Below are 16,790 nucleotides of genomic sequence, written 5' to 3'. Positions count from 1 at the left end.
GTCATGTCTTCCCCGGAACCCATCGTCGCCAAAGGCCTTGGCCGCCAATTCGGAGACAATGTTGTCATCGAGCCACTGGATGTTTCCGTTGATCGCGGCCAACGAGTGGGCATTGTCGGTGCTGATGGCGCTGGCAAGACGACGCTGTTACAGATGTTGGCTGGCATCCTGGACCCCACTGTGGGGGAATGCCGGGTCCTGGGCTTCGATACCCGTCGTGAGGCCAAGCAGGTTGCTGCCCGGATTGGCTATATGTCCCAGGGATTTACGCTTTACGATCGACTCAGCGTCAAGGAAAACCTGAGCTTTGCCGCTCGCATCCGGGATGTGCCCGACGAACTCTATCGGGAGCGTTCAGAAAGGTTGCTATCCATGTCGGGGCTTGGCCGCTTTACTGACAGGCCCGCCGCCAAACTGTCCGGTGGCATGCGGAAAAAGTTGTCGCTATGTACCAATCTGGTCCATGAACCGGAGCTGCTGATCCTTGACGAACCGGGGCTCGGCGTCGACCCCCTGTCCCGGCGCCATCTCTGGACCATGCTCGACCGCTTCCGGTCGCAGGGCCTGACCATGGTTGTGGCTACCTCCTACATGGACGAGGCGGAGCGCTGCGACAGGATACTGCTGCTGGAACAGGGCCGCGTTCTTGCGGATGGGTCGCTGGAAGAGCTGCTGAGGCCCGCCGCCGGAAGGGTGTTCACTGTAAATGCTGGAGATACCGGACGAGGCTTGCGGGAGTTGTCCGGCATCCTGGCTCAAATTGACAGCGTCCATTCAGTGCAGTGGTTGCCGGATCACCTGCGACTGGTGATGAACGCGGACATCGCTGAAAACCAGCTCGCCGAGTTATTGCCCGAGGGAACCCACCTGGCGGCGGCCGAGCCCCGGCTCGAGGATCTGTTTGTGCTGCGGACGGACAGGAGGGCCGGCGAGCAGCAGTTTCCGGAATTGGCCCGGCAAGACAGGGGAAAAGAGGAAGGGCTGGTGGCCACCGGCCTGAGCGTCCGCTTCGGACATTTCAAGGCCGTTGACCGGGTGAGTTTCGAGGCGCCATCTGGCGAACTGCTTGCGTTGCTGGGGCCCAACGGGGCGGGCAAGACAACCCTGATCAGGGCCTTGTGCGGGCTGGTGGCCATCGATGAGGGCAACGCCCGGGTGGCCGGGGTGAGCTCCGGCGGGGGTAGCACCGCATTGCGCCGGCAAATTGGTTATATGTCACAACGGTTTTCACTCTATCTGGAACTGACCCCCTGGGAGAATCTCCGCTTCTTTGCCAATGCCTACGGCCTGGCCGGAGGCGCGGCGCGGGCTGCGATCGACTGGGCCAGGGAAGTAACGGGGCTGACAGATATTCCCGACAAGCTCACCGGTGATCTTTCAAGTGCCTTGCGCCAGCGTCTGGCGCTGGCCTGCAGCCTGCTTCACCGGCCCCGGGTTTTGTTCCTTGATGAGCCCACCTCGGGTGTCGATCCCGTCGCCCGGTACCGTTTCTGGCGGGTTATCCGTGAGCTGGCCGCCAGCGGTATGACCGTGCTGGTCACTACCCACTACCTGGAGGAAGCGGCCTATTGTGATCGTTTGGCGTTAATGCTGGACGGGCGGCTGCTTGCACACGGTAGCCGATCATCGCTGAATCATTCGCTCGGCCTCGAAGCCGACGCCACGGTGGAGATGCTCTTCACGGCGGCCATAGAACAGGCGGGAACGGCCAATTCCCGGGCGTTGGGACCATGAAGGCTCATCGGCTTGGAGCCCTCATCGTCAAGGAAAGTCGCGAGCTGATTCGCGACCCGGTTACCATTGCGTTGGCCGTGATCATGCCGCTGATCATGCTTTTTCTGTTCGGCTATGCGGTCAATCTGGATGTGGAACAGGTTGCCGTGGGCATTTACGATCTGGACAACACGCCGGCAAGCCGCGACCTGTCAGCCCGTTTCGACAGCTCGCGGTATTTTCAATTAGAGCAGAAAACGACCGATCTCCGCGATCTGGAGTCGGCACTGCAAAGCTCGACCATCAGCATGGGCGTGGTGATTCCAGCCGGCTTGGCCCGGCAACTGCTCAGAGGCGACGAGGCGCCTGTCCAGGTGATCGTGGACGGCGGCTATCCTGTTCTGGGTCGATTGGCATCGGCCTATGCCGAGGCGGTAATCGCAAATTTCCCCGCCCCGCGTCAGAGCGCCGTCCGGGTCCAGGCCAGGGTCTGGTTCAATCCCTCCCTGCGCAGCGTCAATTTCGTCATCCCCGGGTTATTTGCCGTGATCCTGATGGCGTTCCCACCCCTGCTGACCGCCCTAGCGATCGTGCGTGAGAAAGAGACCGGTACGATTGAGCAGATCTATGCATCGCCGGTCACCTCAACCGAGTTTGTTGTCGGCAAGCTGGTGCCCTACGGTCTGGTGGCTTTCCTGGAGATTCTTATGGTCATGGTGGTGGGGTTTGCCTGGTTTCAGGTCCCCATTGCCGGCAGCCCGATACTGCTGCTGACGTCCGCTTTCGTTTATGTGCTGACCACGGTGGGTATCGGCCTGTTGGTCTCATCCCTGGTCCGTACCCAGTTGGCGGCCATGTTGATAACGCTGATTGTCACCTTGATGCCGTCGTTTTTGTTTTCCGGTTTTCTGTTCCCTCTGTTCACCATGCCTCTTGCCCTGCAACTGTATAGCTGGCTTTTCCCTGCCGGTTATTTTATGGAAATCTCCCGGGGCATCGTACTGAAATCAGCCGGCCTTGAAGCCGTTCTGCCAAATCTGATGATGTTGATCGTCTATACGGTCCTGGTATTTGTCTTCGCGGCCTGGCGAATGAAGCAGAAGGTGGCCTGATGGGAATTGCCTTATTTGGTTTGTTGCGCAAGGAGCTCGTGCAGTTCTTTCGTGACCGGTTGATACTGACCCTGATACTTTGGCTTTACACCATTGAAGTCGTCATTTGTGCCGTTGCGCTCAGTTTTGATGTAAGCCACCTGCCCCTGGCGGTGGTGGACGAGGATCGCAGCGCCTTGAGTCGCTCGTTGATCCAGAAATTTGCGGTGAGCGAAACCTTCGACCTGAAATTTCAGGAAACCCGTGTGGCAACCGCCACTGACCTCCTGGAGAAAGGCGATGCCACCATGGTGTTGGTCGTTCCCGCCGGGTTCGAAGGTGCTCTTCTCGCTGGCAAGAGTGCTCAGCTCCAGTTGCTCCAGGACGGCACCAATTCCAACATTGCCGCCAATGCCGTCAATGATGCTCTGCAGATCGTCCAGCGCCAGGAGCGCGAAGCGCTCCCTGCTGCCGGGAAGAAGGGGGTCGCGGTACCCCTGATCCGTATCTGGTATAACCCCGATCTGACAACATCGGGTTTTATCGTGTTATCGATGATTGCTCTGGCCGGTATGATGGTGGGCGTTATTCACCCGGCCGCCTCTATTGTCCGGGAAAAGGAGCGAGGCACTATCGAGCAGCTGCTGGTGACGCCCATTTCCACCCTGGAACTGTTCCTGGCCAAGGTCACACCCACGCTGATCATGGGCGTACTGTCCATCTTTCCGAGTTTGGTGATTGTCAGAGTCTTTGATGTGCCCCTTCAGGGCAGTCTGCTTTTATTTCTGGTGCTGACCGCCATCTTTTTGCTCAGTGCGATTGCGCTGGGCGTACTGATTGCCGCCTACAGCCGGACCCTTCAGCAGGCGTTGCTGCTCTCCTTTTTCGGACTTTTCCCGCTGATGTTCCTGTCGGGCAGTTTGACGCCGGTAGAAGCCATGCCGCCTTTCCTGCAAAGCCTCTCCCTGCTGAGTCCACTGCGTTATTACATGGATATCATCGTCGGTATTTTCCTCAAAGGCGCCGGCCTGGCGGTTCTCTGGGATGAGGCTCTCGCCTTGCTGGTAATCGGTGTCACGCTGTTTATTTTCTCCCTTTGGGTCTTTCGACGCCGGGTACAATGAGATCGGTTGGGTGAGTGCCTGACGCTTGTCGCTACACGGCCAAGAGGATACGGCGCATAGGCATCAGGATTACCGTGATTATTCATTTTCATCAGTAACCTGAATCAATGGGATGGACTCCTCCTCACCTCACCGGCATCTACGTGCCAAAATGGTGAGTGATTTGGCGAGAGTCAGTGGGGCGATTTCATCCATGAACTCAACCATCATCCCTGTGTTGATTTTGCCGAGCGCAAACCGAACAACCAGCTGCATGTCGTCTACGATGGAACCCATTGGTCTCTTGACGAGTTAATGGAACTGATCAAAACCCACGGAGGCGGGTTGCAGGCCGGGTGGTGGACCCAGCGGAAACTGGCGTGGTGTCGGTTTACAGACGACAATGTTCGGGCCAACGCAAAAAAAGTAAAGCGTTGGTGATCACCGTGCTGATTCTCACACTAAAACAATCCGGGCGGCAACCGATTCAGCTAGTGTCCCGTCTGGGTAATCCGTTTATTTATTATCAATAACACTCAGCTTTGCTCGCGTCACTGAAGTCATAATCGATTCTGCACTCTTGTGCCAGCGGAACGGCTTTGCCAGTTTCTCATTATGAGTTTGGATAAAGCGACGAATCGCCTTCTTAAGTTCGCCGACACTGGTAAAAATGCCACGGTACAAAGCGCGGCGTTCCAGTTGACCAAACCAGCCCTCCACGGCATTCAGCCAAGAGGCGCTGGTTGGTGTGAAGTGAAGCTTGAACCGGGGATGTTTTTCCAGCCAGGCTTTCACCTCCGGTGTTTTGTGAGTGGAGCTGTTGTCCAGAATCAGATGAAGGTCCTGCTCTTTCGGTGTTTCTCGATCAATTTGTCGCAGAAAATCGAGAAACTCTTTGGCGCGGTGGCGTTGTGTAATGCGCCCAATCACTTCGCCGTTCAGGATATTCAGGGCCGCGTATAAGCTGGTCGTCCCGTGCCTCTTGTAATCGTGGGTACGGCGCTCGATCTGGCCGGGTTTCAGTTGCAGCTTTGGTTGAGTGCGATCCAGTGCCTGGATCTGCGTTTTTTCGTCAACCGACAGCACCAGCGCGTTATCTGGCGGGTTCAGGTACAGGCCAACGACATCGAAAACCTTCTCAGCAAAGTCTGCATCGCTCCAGGCACGCTGGTTCGGTCTGAACTATATCAATGTCGTCTGGCAGGAAAAAATGGTCAGCGGCATGGCCATGGCCCTGTTCGGCAGTTTCGTTGTTGTGCTCCTGTTGATGGCCCTATTGTTCCGCTCTCTGCTCTGGGGCCTGCTGTGCATGATCCCCCTGACCGTGACCATCGGGGCCATCTACGGTCTGATCGGCATTGTCGGCAAGAATTACGATATGCCGGTCGCCGTGCTGAGCGCCCTGAGTCTGGGGCTCGCCGTGGACTACGCCATCCACTTTCTGGCCCGTACCCGCGCCACTCAGGCCGAGACCGGCTCCTGGCGTCGCTCGGTGGCACCGATGTTCGGTGAGCCTGCACGAGCAATAACCCGCAACGCCATCGTGCTTGGCGTTGGTTTCCTGCCGCTGCTGGCGGCGCCGCTCGTGCCCTACCTGACGGTGGGGGTATTTATCGCGGCCATTCTGTTGACCGCCGGCCTGAGCACACTGCTGATCCTGCCGGCGCTGATAACCCTGCTGCAACGGTGGCTGTTTCCCGGTGCCCGCAGGGCCGTCCCGAATTCGCAAAAGCAAGAGGAAGGCGTGCAATGAGTAGATACTGGCTTGTTACCCTGTTCCAAAAGCTGGCCCTGATTGCAATGGCGTTGGGCATCACGCCCATTGCCCTGGCCCAGGATGCCGGCGCTGCGCCCGAGGTGGAGCGCATTGTCAACCGTGCCAATATGGTCTCCTACTTTCAGGGGCGTGATGGCCGCGCCAGGGTCGCTATGACCATCACGGATAGCCAGGGGCGTACCCGTAGTCGCGAACTCACCATTTTGCGGAGAGACGGTCCGGAGACAGATGCCGTTGAGGGGGCGCCTATCTCGGCGAGCAGAAGTACTATGTCTATTTCCGACGATCGGCGGATGTGAGCCAGATGACGTTGCTGGTTTGGAAACACCAGGACCGGGACGACGACCGCTGGCTGTACCTGCCGGCGCTGGATCTGGTTAAGCGAATTGCCGCTTCCGACAAACGCACCAGCTTCGTCGGCTCGGATTTCTTCTACGAGGACATCTCCGGGCGCAGTATTGATGCCGACAGCCATGAGCTGATTGAAACCACGGATAACTACTACGTAGTGCGCAACAAACCCAAGAGGCCCGGGGAGGTTGAGTTCGCCTACTACGATGTCTATATCCACAAGCAGTCGTTCCTGCCGGTTCGCACCGAGTATATCGACGACAGTGACAACCTCTACCGGCGTTACACCGCGCTGGCGGTGGAGAACATTCAGGGTTACCCCACGGTCGTCAAGGCGAGGATGGAGAATCTGCGTAACGGTGGCACTACGGAGCTGACCTACAGCGGCATTGACTATGACCTGAGCCTGCCGGAAGACGTGTTTTCGGAGCGGTATCTGCGCCGGGCACCGAGGGAGTACTTGCAGTGACCACCGGTGCACTGAGGGCAGGAGGGCGTGGATGAACACCAGAAGCCTGCTCTGGGGCATGTTGCTGGCGGGTATCGTTCTCGGTGCAGCGCCCGGGGCGCTATGGGCGGCCGCGCCCGAGCTGCCGGAGGGGCTGGGTGCGCCAGCCAGTGATACCGCAGAACCGGCCCTGCCAGCGGGCCTCGGGGGTGAGACCGGAGCAGAACAGACCACCGACCGACCGATCGGCTGCGGCGGCGCTGCCATTTCGTCTGCGCGGCTTCTGGGAGGCCCGCGGCGGAACCCGGCTGGGCGATGATCCTCACCAGCGCGATCTCTCCATCGCCGAAACCCGGTTGCAGCTCGAGGCGGAGAAGTATTTCAAGGGAGTAACGCTGCGCCTTACCGGCGATTTTCTCTATGACGACCTGGACGATGATCGGTCGGTGGACCTGGAATCGGGTGAGGGCGCGTTCGACCTGCGCGAGGCCAGCCTGGTGTTTTCGCCGAGCGCGGATACCGATGTCAAGCTGGGGCGCCAGATACTAACCTGGGGAACCGGCGACCTGGTGTTCATCAACGATCTGTTTCCCAAGGACTGGGTCTCGTTTTTTATCGGCCGCGATGTGGAGTACCTCAAGGCGCCCTCGGACGCGCTGAAGGTTTCGGCTTTTTCCAGCTGGGCCAATCTTGACCTTGTCTACACCCCCCGGTTTGACGCGGATCGCTTCATCGACGGTCGCCGTCTCTCTTTCTTCAACACAGGGCAAGGGCGGCTGACCGGGCGCAATGCGGTTGTACTGGCGGGCCGACCGGCGGACGCGTTCGAAGACGACGAGTGGGCCGCCCGGCTGTACCGTAACCTTGGCGCCTACGAGGTCGCGCTCTACGGCTACGACGGCTTCTGGAAGAGCCCGGCCGGGGCTGATCCGGCCAGCGGTCGGGCCAGGTTTCCTCCGCTGTCGGTGCTCGGGGCCAGCCTGCGCGGGCCGGCATCGGCAACGTCGAGCTGGGCTAATACGATTCCCGCGCAGACCGCGATGGCGACGATCCCACAGTACGCAACAGCGAGCTGCGCCTGCTGCTCGGCTATGAGCAGGAAATTGCCCGTAACCTGACCCTGGGCCTGCAATACTACCTTGAGCGCATGGGCGAGTTTGAGGCCTACCGGCGGGCCTTGCCCCCGGGTGCCCCGGTGCGGGACGAGAATCGCCACGTCCTCACCCAGCGGCTGACATGGCTGACACACAGCCAGAATCTGGAGTGGTCGTTGTTCCTGTTCTACTCGCCCTCGGACCGGGACGCGTACCTGCGCCCCCGGGTGGGCTATCAGGTTGATGACCATCTCTCTGTTGAAGCCGGCGGAAACCTGTTTTTCGGCGCCCAGGAGGAAACCTTCTTCGGTCAGTTTGAGGACAACAATAACCTGTATCTGGGGGTACGCTATGGGTTCTGAAAAGGTTAGGTGTTGATATTGAAGGGCTGGCTACTATAGGCCTCACTCGGTTTACCCAAAGAAAAGGAAATGTATATGTCTTACACAATGAATCGCGTAATTCAGAATGTGGATTTCGAGACAGTGGATGAGCGAACCCGCAAGGCCCTGGCCGATCAGGGTTTCGGGGTTCTGACAGAAATTGATGTTAAGGCCACCATGAAAAAGAAACTGGACAAGGACATGCTCGCCTACCGAATTCTCGGTGCCTGCAATCCAGCCATGGCTTGGGAAGCCATTGGCGTGGAACCCCGGGTAGGCGCTATGTTGCCGTGCAATGTCATATTGCGCGAGACCCCGGAGGGCGTTGAAGTCAGTGCGGTTGATCCCGTGTTATCCATGACAGCGATCGAAAATGAGCAACTCAAGCATATTGCGGGTGAGGTGAGAGATAGGCTGTCTGAGATTATCAAGGCGGTCTAACTCGACTCGCACCAAAGCACTCGCTGTGTCTTTAATCATTGCCGCACCGGGTGTCTGGGACCTTGGTTCGGCATACCAAGCAAGTTGAGCCCCGATCTAAGCCGGCCCACGTCAAAGCCACTTGCGTAGCAACAGGCCAAGCGTGTCATACACGCCTTTCATGAAGCCGCTGTGTTTCCAGGCGATGCCAGTGATTTCACTGGCATCCAGCAAATCAGTTACGAACTCGTTTCTTAACTGGCCATTCAAGGCTTCGTTTGTGGAAATCAGCGTCAGTTCATAGTTAATAAACAAACTTCTGTAGTCGAAGTTCGCTGTCCCTATGCTTCCCCAGACATCGTCAACGAGCAGCACTTTGGAATGCATTAGCCGGGGCGTGTACTCGAATATGCGAACGCCGTGTTCCAACAGTTCTCCGTAAATGGCGCGGGCCGCCCATTGTGCGGGGGTCGAGTCGGTCTTTTCGGTGGTCAGGATCCGCACATCGACTCCACGGCGGGCCGCGAGAGCAAGTTGTTTGCGTAATCCCCGGTCCGGTACGAAATAGGGCGTCGCCAGCCAGATTTTGTCGGATGCTCCAGCCAGTTGGTCTTTGATGGAGCACCGCAGCTGGATGCGGCAGGCGCGTGTGGTATTGGGAGTGATCCGGCTGTCACCGATGGTATGACTCTGTGGGCTCCAGTCAGGGTGACCGCACCAGAAGGCGTCAAACAGAGCGTCAGCCTCCGCCGCCAGAGGCCCCTCGAAGCACACATGCACGTCGCGCCAACGCTTTGGGCCGTAATAGCGCCTCGAGCCTTCGCGATGAATGTTGAAGCCGCCGAGGTACGCTGTTTTGCCGTCAATGACCAGCAGCTTGCGATGGTCGCGACGGTTGTAACGCATCGGTTGCCGCCAACTCCAGCGGTGAAAGCGCTGAAGACGGATGCCGGCGGCTCTGAGCTGGCGTCGGTGCTTTCGGGTAAGAACGCTGCTTGAGCCCAGCGCATCAACGTGAATGCGCACGTCGAGGCCGTGGCGGGACTGCTTCATCAGTTCATCAAGCAGTTCAGTCCCCACCTCGTCCGCCGCGAGGATATACGAAGCAAGAAAGATACGCTGGGTGGCAGCACGGACCGAGCGAATCATCTCCGCATAGAGTTCGTCTCCCTCACCGAACAGCCTGAACACACCCTTCACGGCCCCGCCCTCGGGTTCACAGGCGACGTCTCCGGGGTTGCCGTCCATATCTATAACCCCAAAGAGCCGATACCCAGGCTGTCGTTGGTGTCTCTGATCGACGTTTCCGCATCGGGTTCGGCCCCGGTCAGTGCGCGTATGGCATCGATGGTTTCCGGAACAACAATCGCCTGGTTGTCGACCATATAGGCATAAAACAGCTCATTGCCCTGCACTTTGAGCATGTCTTCCCAAAGCGCGACTTCATACAGGCTGTCGTGAGGTCGGCCAAGGTCGGCCATCAACTCCTTGACGCTGTTGATCGCGCTTAGCCCGTCGCTGTTCCGGAGGAAAACAATGCGGGAGGAGGTGCGGAACGCATCGAGCACTTCGTCCTTGCTCGCCTCACGTGTCAGTTGAACGGACCAGTAGTGCAGGTGGGCCAGTGTCTCCGGAACCTTGACCGCCATGGTTACCACATCCAGGTCCGGGTCGACACTTTGGGCATCCGGGCCCTGGTGACTGGGAATCTCCGGCTCTGGCACGAGGGTATTCATGATCCCGCCCTGATGGCTCTCCCAGGGATCGGTGGCCCGGCGCAGAAGGGTTCCCCGTGCCCGGTCCAGCAAGCCGTGGCGTTTGAGTGCTGACAGGGTACGAATGATCGACGTTGTGTTGCACGATACGACACGGCTGCAGTCACGGCCGACAGCGCTCGCGTAGTTGGCCTCGGCAACGAATGAATGGCCCGTGCTTTCATGTTTCTCGCCGCCATGAACGATGTACTTGATGCCAAACCGCCGGTAGGTTTCGATATTCTTGCTGGCCAGGTGTTTCGGTGTGCAGTCCACCACGATATCCGCGGCTCCAAGTAAGTCATCTAGAGAGCCGGAAACATCGAGCCCGGCTGCGCCCATAGCAACGGCGTGCTCTTCAGTCGCGCCGTACAGGGCATATCCTCTACTCAGCGCGGCCCTCACTCGCCAGTCCTGCGCGACATCAGCTACACCTGCTATGACCATGTCTTTTTGTACCGCAACGGCTTGTGCTACCCGCTTGCCGATAACGCCATAACCATTGACCGCGACACGAATAATTCTCTGACCGACCATCTTTTGTATCTCCCAGTTTCTGAAGAGGAGCGAACGAACCGTGATATTTTTTAGGTGAACAGAGTATAGGCAAAGACTGAATTTCAGCTGAAAGTCCGGTTTGACGTGTACCTCAGGGCAATGGCTTTACCGAAAAGTTGATGGTGATCAAAAAAATGCAAAGCGCAGAAGTGCTTTTCAGGTTCAGTTCAGCCGGGTGTAGTGGAATGGGGTGCAGTAGAGGGCAACTACATTGCTTATGATCAGGTCGAACCTTGAGAGGCTCGAATGGTATGAAACCATCGAAAGGATGATCGGAAGATGTCTGCCAAAGAAAATAGTTCTGCTATCAAAGATAGTGCTGGGAAGGAGTCGGAGGGCCAGTATACCTGCCCGATGCATCCGGAGGTCATATCTGATGAGCCTGGGAGTTGCCCGAAATGCGGGATGCACCTTGTGCCTCTGGAAAACAATAAAGTGAGTTCTCATTCAGATCACTCTCACCATTGTTCTGGAGATCATGAAAAACCGTCAGGCGACGATCGAACATATGACCGTGTACCACCCGGGTATTCGGGGGTGGTTTACACTTGTCCCATGCACCCTCAAGTCCGACAGACAAAGCCCGGGGCATGTCCTCTGTGCGGTATGGGACTGGAGCAGGAATCGGCCACCGCGGAAGATGAGGGGCCCAACCCGGAGTTGGTGGACTTTTCTCATCGGCTCTGGGTTGCCCTGGCATTTTCAGTGCCCTTGCTGATTTTGACCATGACTCCCTTTATCGGTGTCATGGCGGTTCGCGACTTCTTCGGTGAGCGTTTGTCACTCTGGATTGAACTGGTGCTTGCTACTCCTGTAATCCTATGGTCCGGCTGGCCCTTCTTTGCTCGCGGTTACATCTCGTTTCGGACAATGAACCTGAATATGTTCAGCCTGATCGGCATGGGAGTTGGGGCGGCCTATATCTTCAGCATCGTAGCGGTCCTTGTGCCAGGGATCTTCCCGGAAGGCTTCCGGGATTCTGGAGGAAACGTCGGCGTTTATTTTGAGGCGGCAGCCGTTATCGTCACGCTGGTCCTGCTGGGCCAGGTGATGGAACTGAGGGCCCGTGAGGGCACCGGTAAAGCCATACGTGCGTTGCTGGATATGGCCGCCAAAACGGCGCGCCTGATCCGGCCCGATGGAACCGAAACAGAGGTTGCTCTGGAGGATGTGAAGGTCGGTGATCACCTGCGGGTGCGGCCTGGTGACAAGGTGCCGGTGGATGGTGTTGTTGTTGAAGGCCGGTCTTCCGTTGATGAATCTATGATTTCGGGGGAGCCGGTTCCGGTAGAGAAAGTGGAGGGAGACAAAGTGACCGGGGCCACCATCAACGGTACCGGAAGCCTTGTTATGGAGGCGACCCGGGTTGGCGCGGATACTACGCTCAGTCAAATCGTCGAGATGGTTGCCAATGCCCAGCGCAGCCGCGCGCCTATCCAGAAGTTTGCCGATATGGTGGCCGGCAAGTTCGTACCAGCGGTTATTGCCGTGGCGGCCCTGTCCTTTGTGGCGTGGGCCATCTGGGGGCCGGTACCAGCTTTGTCGTATGCGCTCGTGTCTGCGGTTGCGGTGCTTATCATCGCTTGCCCTTGCGCATTGGGGTTGGCTACGCCTATGTCGATCATGACGGCTACGGGGCGCGGTGCCCAGTTAGGTGTGCTGATTAAGAACGCCGAAGCGCTGGAGCGTTTTGCCAAGGTGGATACCTTGATTGTGGATAAAACCGGTACCTTGACGGAAGGCAAGCCCAGACTAGTGGCGGTGCTGCCGGAATCGGGTCATGACGAGACCGAGGTCCTCAGGCTTGCGGCCACACTGGAGAAAGGGTCAGAGCATCCGCTCGCTGAAGCCATCGTTTCAGGCGCCGAGGCACGTAACGTGATGCTTGGAAAGGCCGATGACTTTGAAGCCGTTACAGGCAAGGGGGTCAAGGGTGTTGTGGATGGCAAGCCAGTGGCTTTGGGCAATGCCAAACTACTGGAAGAGCTGGGCTTGGACGGTGGCCATCTGATGGAGGTTGCCAATAGCAGACGCGATGAAGGCGAAACGGTCATGTTTGTGGTGCTTAACGGCGCCGTTGCAGGCCTTGTCAGCGTAGCCGACCCGGTCAAGGAAACGACACCCGCTGCGCTCAAGGCCCTCCACGCCGCTGGCTTCCGCATAATTATGGCAACTGGCGACAATGAGCGCACGGCAAAGGCGGTGGCGGGTAAACTCGGTATCGATGAGATTCGTGCCGATGTGCTGCCAGAGGACAAGGCCAGCATCATTCGCGAACTTCAGAGCCAGGGGCGCAAGGTAGCGATGGCGGGGGACGGCGTGAATGACGCACCCGCCCTGGCCCAGGCCGATGTTGGTATTGCAATGGGAACCGGCGCGGATGTCGCCATTGAGAGCGCGGGCTTTACCTTGGTTAAGGGTAACCTCGATGGCATTGTCCGCGCCAGACGGTTGTCCCAGGCGACGATGCGAAATATCAAGCAGAACCTGTTTTTTGCCTTGGTCTACAACGGTGCGGGTGTGCCGGTGGCTGCTGGTGTGCTCTACCCATTCTTTGGCATCCTGATAGGACCTATCTTTGCCGCTTTTGCAATGAGCGCGTCCTCATTGTCGGTGGTAATGAACTCCCTGCGTTTGCGTCGAGAGAGAGTCTAGGCGCGAAACGACCATATCGATGACCTCTCACTGGAAGTCCTATCCTGTGGCGCTCAGTGCTGAGGTCGGAGTAAAAATCAGTTTGGCCAGGGAAAACTAATGAAAATTGTGTTCTTTGAGGCAGAGAAGTGGGAGTGCGATATTCTGCAGCAGGCCTGCTGCAATCATGAGGTTGTTTTCACGGACGAGGAACTCGGAACAGCCAACGTTGGGCTATACAGGGACGCCGATATCATCTCCCCTTTCGTTCATTCGGTCCTGGACCACTCGGTCCTTGACTGTTTTGAGCATCTGAAGTTCATTGCTACCCGGTCGACGGGATACGACCATATCGATTTGGAGTATTGCACCAGAAATGCGATTCCAGTCAGCAATGTGCCCGTCTACGGTGACCAGACTGTTGCGGAGCATGTTTTTGCGCTGCTCCTTGCCATTAGCCACAAGATTCCAGAGGCGATCAATCGCACTCGCAAGGGGGATTTTTCGCAGAAAGGCCTGCAGGGATTCGATCTGCAAGGCAAAACCCTTGGAGTGATCGGTACCGGTGCTATCGGTAAGCGTGTTGTGGAAATCGCGCAAGGGTTTCGTCTGAACGTTCTTGCCTGCGATCCCAAGCCGGATTACGTATTCGCGGACCGATATAACGTGTCTTACGTCGATTTGGATGGTCTTCTTGAGCAGTCCGATGTTGTGACGCTGCACGTTCCTGGCAGCAAATCGGCCAAGCACCTTCTGTCGGACAGGGAGTTCGCGCGGATGAAGAACGGGATTGTCCTGATTAATACCGCTCGCGGCTCCATTGTTGATACCCAGGCTTTGCTGCACGCACTGGCGGATGGGAAAGTGGTGGCTGCCGGCCTTGACGTGTTGCCGGACGAGCCCTCCATCAGGGAAGAGGTGGAATTGATCCGCTCTTTTTTTGATAAGGAACATGATCTGGAAACGCTGTTTGCCAACCATGTTCTTCAGCACATGAGAAACGTCATCGTCACCCCCCACAGTGCGTTCAATACGAAAGAGGCTGTCGAAAGAATCCTCAAGACCACTGGCGAAAACATTGTTGGCTTCATCGAGGGTGCCCCCCGCAATCTTGTGAATAAACACTGAGCCAGGATGGTTTTTTATGCCGATGCTCTATACCTATTTGATCTGGAGCGTGTTGTTGGTGCTTCTGTGGAGTGTGGTTTTCGTCTTTACCCGCAACAAGAAGAAAATGCTGACAATGAGTCTTGGTACCGCTCCCCTGGGGTTAACGGAGCCCGTTTTTTTACCCGGAATACTGGAGCCCTCCAACGTTGTTCGGATTGGGGGAAAACTACGGCTTTGATGTCGAGAGTATTCTGTTCTCTTTCGCCGTGGGTGGCTTGGCCAGTACGCTTTATGAGCTCGGATCGACCACGAAAGCAAAGTCAATACCGAGTGACTATAAACTGGGGAGGATGCATCGGTTTCATGCGTTGGCTCTGAGCTCCCCGGTTTTAGTGTTTGCCTTCCTGGAACTGACCACCAGTCTCAACTCAATATATACCGCCTCTATGGGGCTCTTGGCTGGGGCCATCAGCACTGTTATTTGTCGAGTCGATCTTCTCGATGGTGCGATAAAAGGTGCCGCAATATTTTCGCTGTTTTATTTCGTTTTTTTCAGTGCGATGAACTGGTCACACCCAAACTTTGTTGATCTTTACTGGAACAACGAAGCGATCAGCGGGTTCAGGGTTTTTGGGGTCCCGGTCGAGGAGCTGCTCTTTGCCGCCACGTTAGGCGCACTTTGGAGTAATTTCTACGAGCATCGCTATTGGCAGAGTAGGGTATAACAAAAGGCTAATCATCATGCGGAACGTTATAGGCAATAGCCATCTCCAACAACCCATTTTGCCGTCACTATTTAGCATTGGGGCCATTGGTTTGACCCTCGCTGGCGCGCTCATCTGGCAGTCTGAGTTTGCGTATGCGCTCGCTTACGTTTCTTCGTCCGTCGATGGTCTGCTGCGCTGGTGGTATGTGGCACTGGTTGCGTTTCTGACGGCATTTGTATTGTGGTTGGGACTGGGCCGCTATAAGAACGTCCGTCTTGGTAAAGATTATGAGCAACCCGAATATCGGCTTTTTCCCTGGTTGGCGATGCTGTTTGCGGCTGGAACCGGGGTAGGACTCCTGTTCTGGAGCATTGCCGAGCCGATCATGCACTTCCAGGGTAACCCTTTTGCTCCAGAGGGCTTTACCCCCTCCGCAGCGTCCACCGCAATTCAATTGTCGTTTTTCCACTGGGGGCTTAACGGGTGGGCTATTTTTGCAATGGTCGCTATTGCGTTCGGATACTTCAGTTATCGGCAAGACCTCCCGCTCGCCCCTCGTTCTGCGTTGTTTCCGTTTATTGGCGAGAAAATCTTTGGGTTCTGGGGGCATTTGGTGGACGCCCTCGCTGTTTTTGCTACCGTTTTTGGTCTGGCGACCACGCTGGGGCTGGGGGCCCGTCAGACTGGCACTGGCCTTAAGTGGCTTTTTTCTGTGGAGGCCTCCCTTTGGGTAGAGTTGTCAGTGGTGACAGTGGTTACCATGATCGCGACGATTTCGGTGGTGTCCGGGGTAAGGCGAGGCGTCAAGATATTGAGTGAGATGAATCTTTGGCTAACGCTGGTTTTGCTGGCAGCTTTTATGGTGATTGGCCCATTTGATTACATGGCTGGGTGTTGGTTCAGGAAATCGGCGGATACCTCGATAACCTGTTAGTCATGACATTCTATGTTGGCGCCAATGAACCGGGGAACTGGCAATCGACCTGGACGGTGTTTTTCTGGGGCTGGTGGTTAGCGTGGTCACCTTTTGTCGGGCTGTTTATCGCCCGGATATCCCGCGGGCGCACCTTGAGAGAGTTTGTTTTCGGAGTTCTTCTTTTACCAACGCTGGTGACCTTCGTTTGGATCGCGGTGATGGGGGGGGCTGCGCTCCACAGCGAACTCTTTAGTGGCGGCGGGATCGTTGACGCGGTCAACAAAGACATCGCCTATGCACTCTTTGCCACCATCGAGCATCTGGGAGCTCCTGAGTCACTTAAATTTGTCATGGGTCTGGTCGCAACCCTCCTCATCGGCATCTACTTTATAACGTCTGCGGACTCGGGCGCATTGGTCGTCAATATCATTTTGTCGGGAGGAAAACTTGAGCCTCCGAAAGCGTCAAGAGCCGGTTGGGCCATTGCCAATGGGGTGCTGACAGCTGTGCTGCTGGTGGCTGGAGGGATTGCCGTCCTTCAGGATGCGGTCATACTTGCGGCTTTGCCGTTCTCACTGGTTATTGTTGCTATGACTGCCGGCCTGTTGAAGGCGCTGCATCATGAGCCCCTGGTAGCACCCAGAGAAGGTTGTAAGCAACATCGGGCTGCTGAGCCATGGACAGGAGCAGATCAAGCATGAACATCACCTGGCAGTATCTGCCCGTAGTGT

Annotated in this window: 15 protein-coding genes and 3 pseudogenes; 15 read left to right on the top strand and 3 right to left on the bottom strand. The window is 56.9% G+C overall.

The genetic code is table 11. The annotated features are described in order from the left end of the window. The first annotated feature begins 3 nt into the window (after positions 1–3). From LWH94_RS13160 to LWH94_RS19630, 4 genes and pseudogenes are all read left to right on the top strand, one after another. On the top strand, positions 4–1,734 hold the full coding sequence (locus tag LWH94_RS13160; protein WP_008172530.1) for an ATP-binding cassette domain-containing protein: 1,731 nt from the start codon (positions 4–6) through the stop codon (positions 1,732–1,734). Next, positions 1,731–2,825: an ABC transporter permease gene (locus LWH94_RS13155; protein WP_008172528.1), complete on the top strand. Its 1,095-nt coding sequence runs from the start codon at positions 1,731–1,733 to the stop codon at positions 2,823–2,825. The genes LWH94_RS13160 and LWH94_RS13155 overlap by 4 nt, the downstream gene beginning before the upstream one ends. Further along, positions 2,825–3,928: an ABC transporter permease gene (locus tag LWH94_RS13150; RefSeq protein WP_008172526.1), complete on the top strand. Its 1,104-nt coding sequence runs from the start codon at positions 2,825–2,827 to the stop codon at positions 3,926–3,928. The genes LWH94_RS13155 and LWH94_RS13150 overlap by 1 nt, the downstream gene beginning before the upstream one ends. Positions 3,929–4,093: 165 nt before the next feature. Further along, a pseudogene (locus LWH94_RS19630) lies at positions 4,094–4,348 on the top strand (hypothetical protein); the annotation flags it as partial. 75 nt (positions 4,349–4,423) lie between these two features. Here the strand turns inward: LWH94_RS19630 and LWH94_RS13145 are convergent. Then, positions 4,424–5,065: pseudogene (locus LWH94_RS13145) on the bottom strand (IS630 family transposase); the annotation flags it as partial. A gap of 52 nt (positions 5,066–5,117) precedes the next feature. On the opposite strand from LWH94_RS13145, the gene LWH94_RS13140 reads away from it, so the two are divergent. The 7 genes from LWH94_RS13140 (at position 5,118) to LWH94_RS13110 (ending at position 8,401) form a co-directional block, all read left to right on the top strand. Further along, positions 5,118–5,660, top strand: coding sequence for an MMPL family transporter (locus LWH94_RS13140; RefSeq protein WP_232902517.1), 543 nt, complete (start codon positions 5,118–5,120; stop codon positions 5,658–5,660). Beyond that, a complete protein-coding gene (locus tag LWH94_RS13135; RefSeq protein ID WP_211289140.1) occupies positions 5,657–5,983 on the top strand; it encodes a hypothetical protein in 327 nt (108 codons plus the stop codon). Before LWH94_RS13140 ends, LWH94_RS13135 begins: the two co-directional genes overlap by 4 nt. Positions 5,984–5,988: 5 nt before the next feature. Beyond that, positions 5,989–6,504, top strand: coding sequence for an outer membrane lipoprotein-sorting protein (locus tag LWH94_RS13130; RefSeq protein WP_232902516.1), 516 nt, complete (start codon positions 5,989–5,991; stop codon positions 6,502–6,504). A gap of 31 nt (positions 6,505–6,535) precedes the next feature. Beyond that, complete coding sequence (locus LWH94_RS13125; protein ID WP_232902515.1) at positions 6,536–6,802, top strand: hypothetical protein; 267 nt, start codon at positions 6,536–6,538, stop codon at positions 6,800–6,802. Between the two features lie 37 nt (positions 6,803–6,839). Then, positions 6,840–7,601: a hypothetical protein gene (locus LWH94_RS13120; RefSeq protein ID WP_232902514.1), complete on the top strand. Its 762-nt coding sequence runs from the start codon at positions 6,840–6,842 to the stop codon at positions 7,599–7,601. 29 nt (positions 7,602–7,630) lie between these two features. Then, entirely contained in the window at positions 7,631–7,939 is a 309-nt protein-coding gene (locus LWH94_RS13115; RefSeq protein ID WP_177186091.1) for a hypothetical protein, read from the top strand. A 75-nt stretch (positions 7,940–8,014) separates the two neighbouring features. Continuing rightward, positions 8,015–8,401 carry a DUF302 domain-containing protein gene (locus LWH94_RS13110; protein ID WP_091854522.1) on the top strand — a complete coding sequence of 129 codons (387 nt, stop codon included), beginning with the start codon at positions 8,015–8,017 and terminating at the stop codon, positions 8,399–8,401. 111 nt (positions 8,402–8,512) lie between these two features. On the opposite strand, the gene LWH94_RS13105 is transcribed toward LWH94_RS13110, so the two are convergent. Together LWH94_RS13105 and LWH94_RS13100 are read right to left on the bottom strand one after the other, a co-directional pair. Continuing rightward, on the bottom strand, positions 8,513–9,628 hold the full coding sequence (locus LWH94_RS13105; RefSeq protein WP_232902513.1) for a phospholipase D-like domain-containing protein: 1,116 nt from the start codon (positions 9,626–9,628) through the stop codon (positions 8,513–8,515). Between the two features lie 2 nt (positions 9,629–9,630). Then, on the bottom strand, positions 9,631–10,671 hold the full coding sequence (locus LWH94_RS13100) for a type II glyceraldehyde-3-phosphate dehydrogenase (RefSeq protein WP_232902512.1): 1,041 nt from the start codon (positions 10,669–10,671) through the stop codon (positions 9,631–9,633). A gap of 375 nt (positions 10,672–11,046) precedes the next feature. On the opposite strand from LWH94_RS13100, the gene LWH94_RS13095 reads away from it, so the two are divergent. The 4 genes and pseudogenes from LWH94_RS13095 to LWH94_RS19625 all read left to right on the top strand — a co-directional run bounded on the left by LWH94_RS13095 (position 11,047) and on the right by LWH94_RS19625 (position 16,760). Then, positions 11,047–13,347, top strand: coding sequence for a copper-transporting P-type ATPase (locus LWH94_RS13095; RefSeq protein ID WP_232902523.1), 2,301 nt, complete (start codon positions 11,047–11,049; stop codon positions 13,345–13,347). Positions 13,348–13,446: 99 nt separating this feature from the next. Continuing rightward, entirely contained in the window at positions 13,447–14,454 is a 1,008-nt protein-coding gene (locus LWH94_RS13090; RefSeq protein ID WP_232902511.1) for a hydroxyacid dehydrogenase, read from the top strand. Positions 14,455–14,642: 188 nt separating this feature from the next. Further along, positions 14,643–15,161 carry a lycopene cyclase domain-containing protein gene (locus LWH94_RS13085; RefSeq protein WP_232902510.1) on the top strand — a complete coding sequence of 173 codons (519 nt, stop codon included), beginning with the start codon at positions 14,643–14,645 and terminating at the stop codon, positions 15,159–15,161. A gap of 16 nt (positions 15,162–15,177) precedes the next feature. Beyond that, positions 15,178–16,760 (top strand): annotated as a pseudogene (locus tag LWH94_RS19625) (BCCT family transporter). Positions 16,761–16,790 lie beyond the last annotated feature (30 nt).

Source organism: Marinobacter sp. G11 (assembly GCF_021282325.1).
Lineage (GTDB): Bacteria > Pseudomonadota > Gammaproteobacteria > Pseudomonadales > Oleiphilaceae > Marinobacter > Marinobacter vinifirmus.
This window is presented reverse-complemented; position numbering and strand designations above follow the sequence as displayed.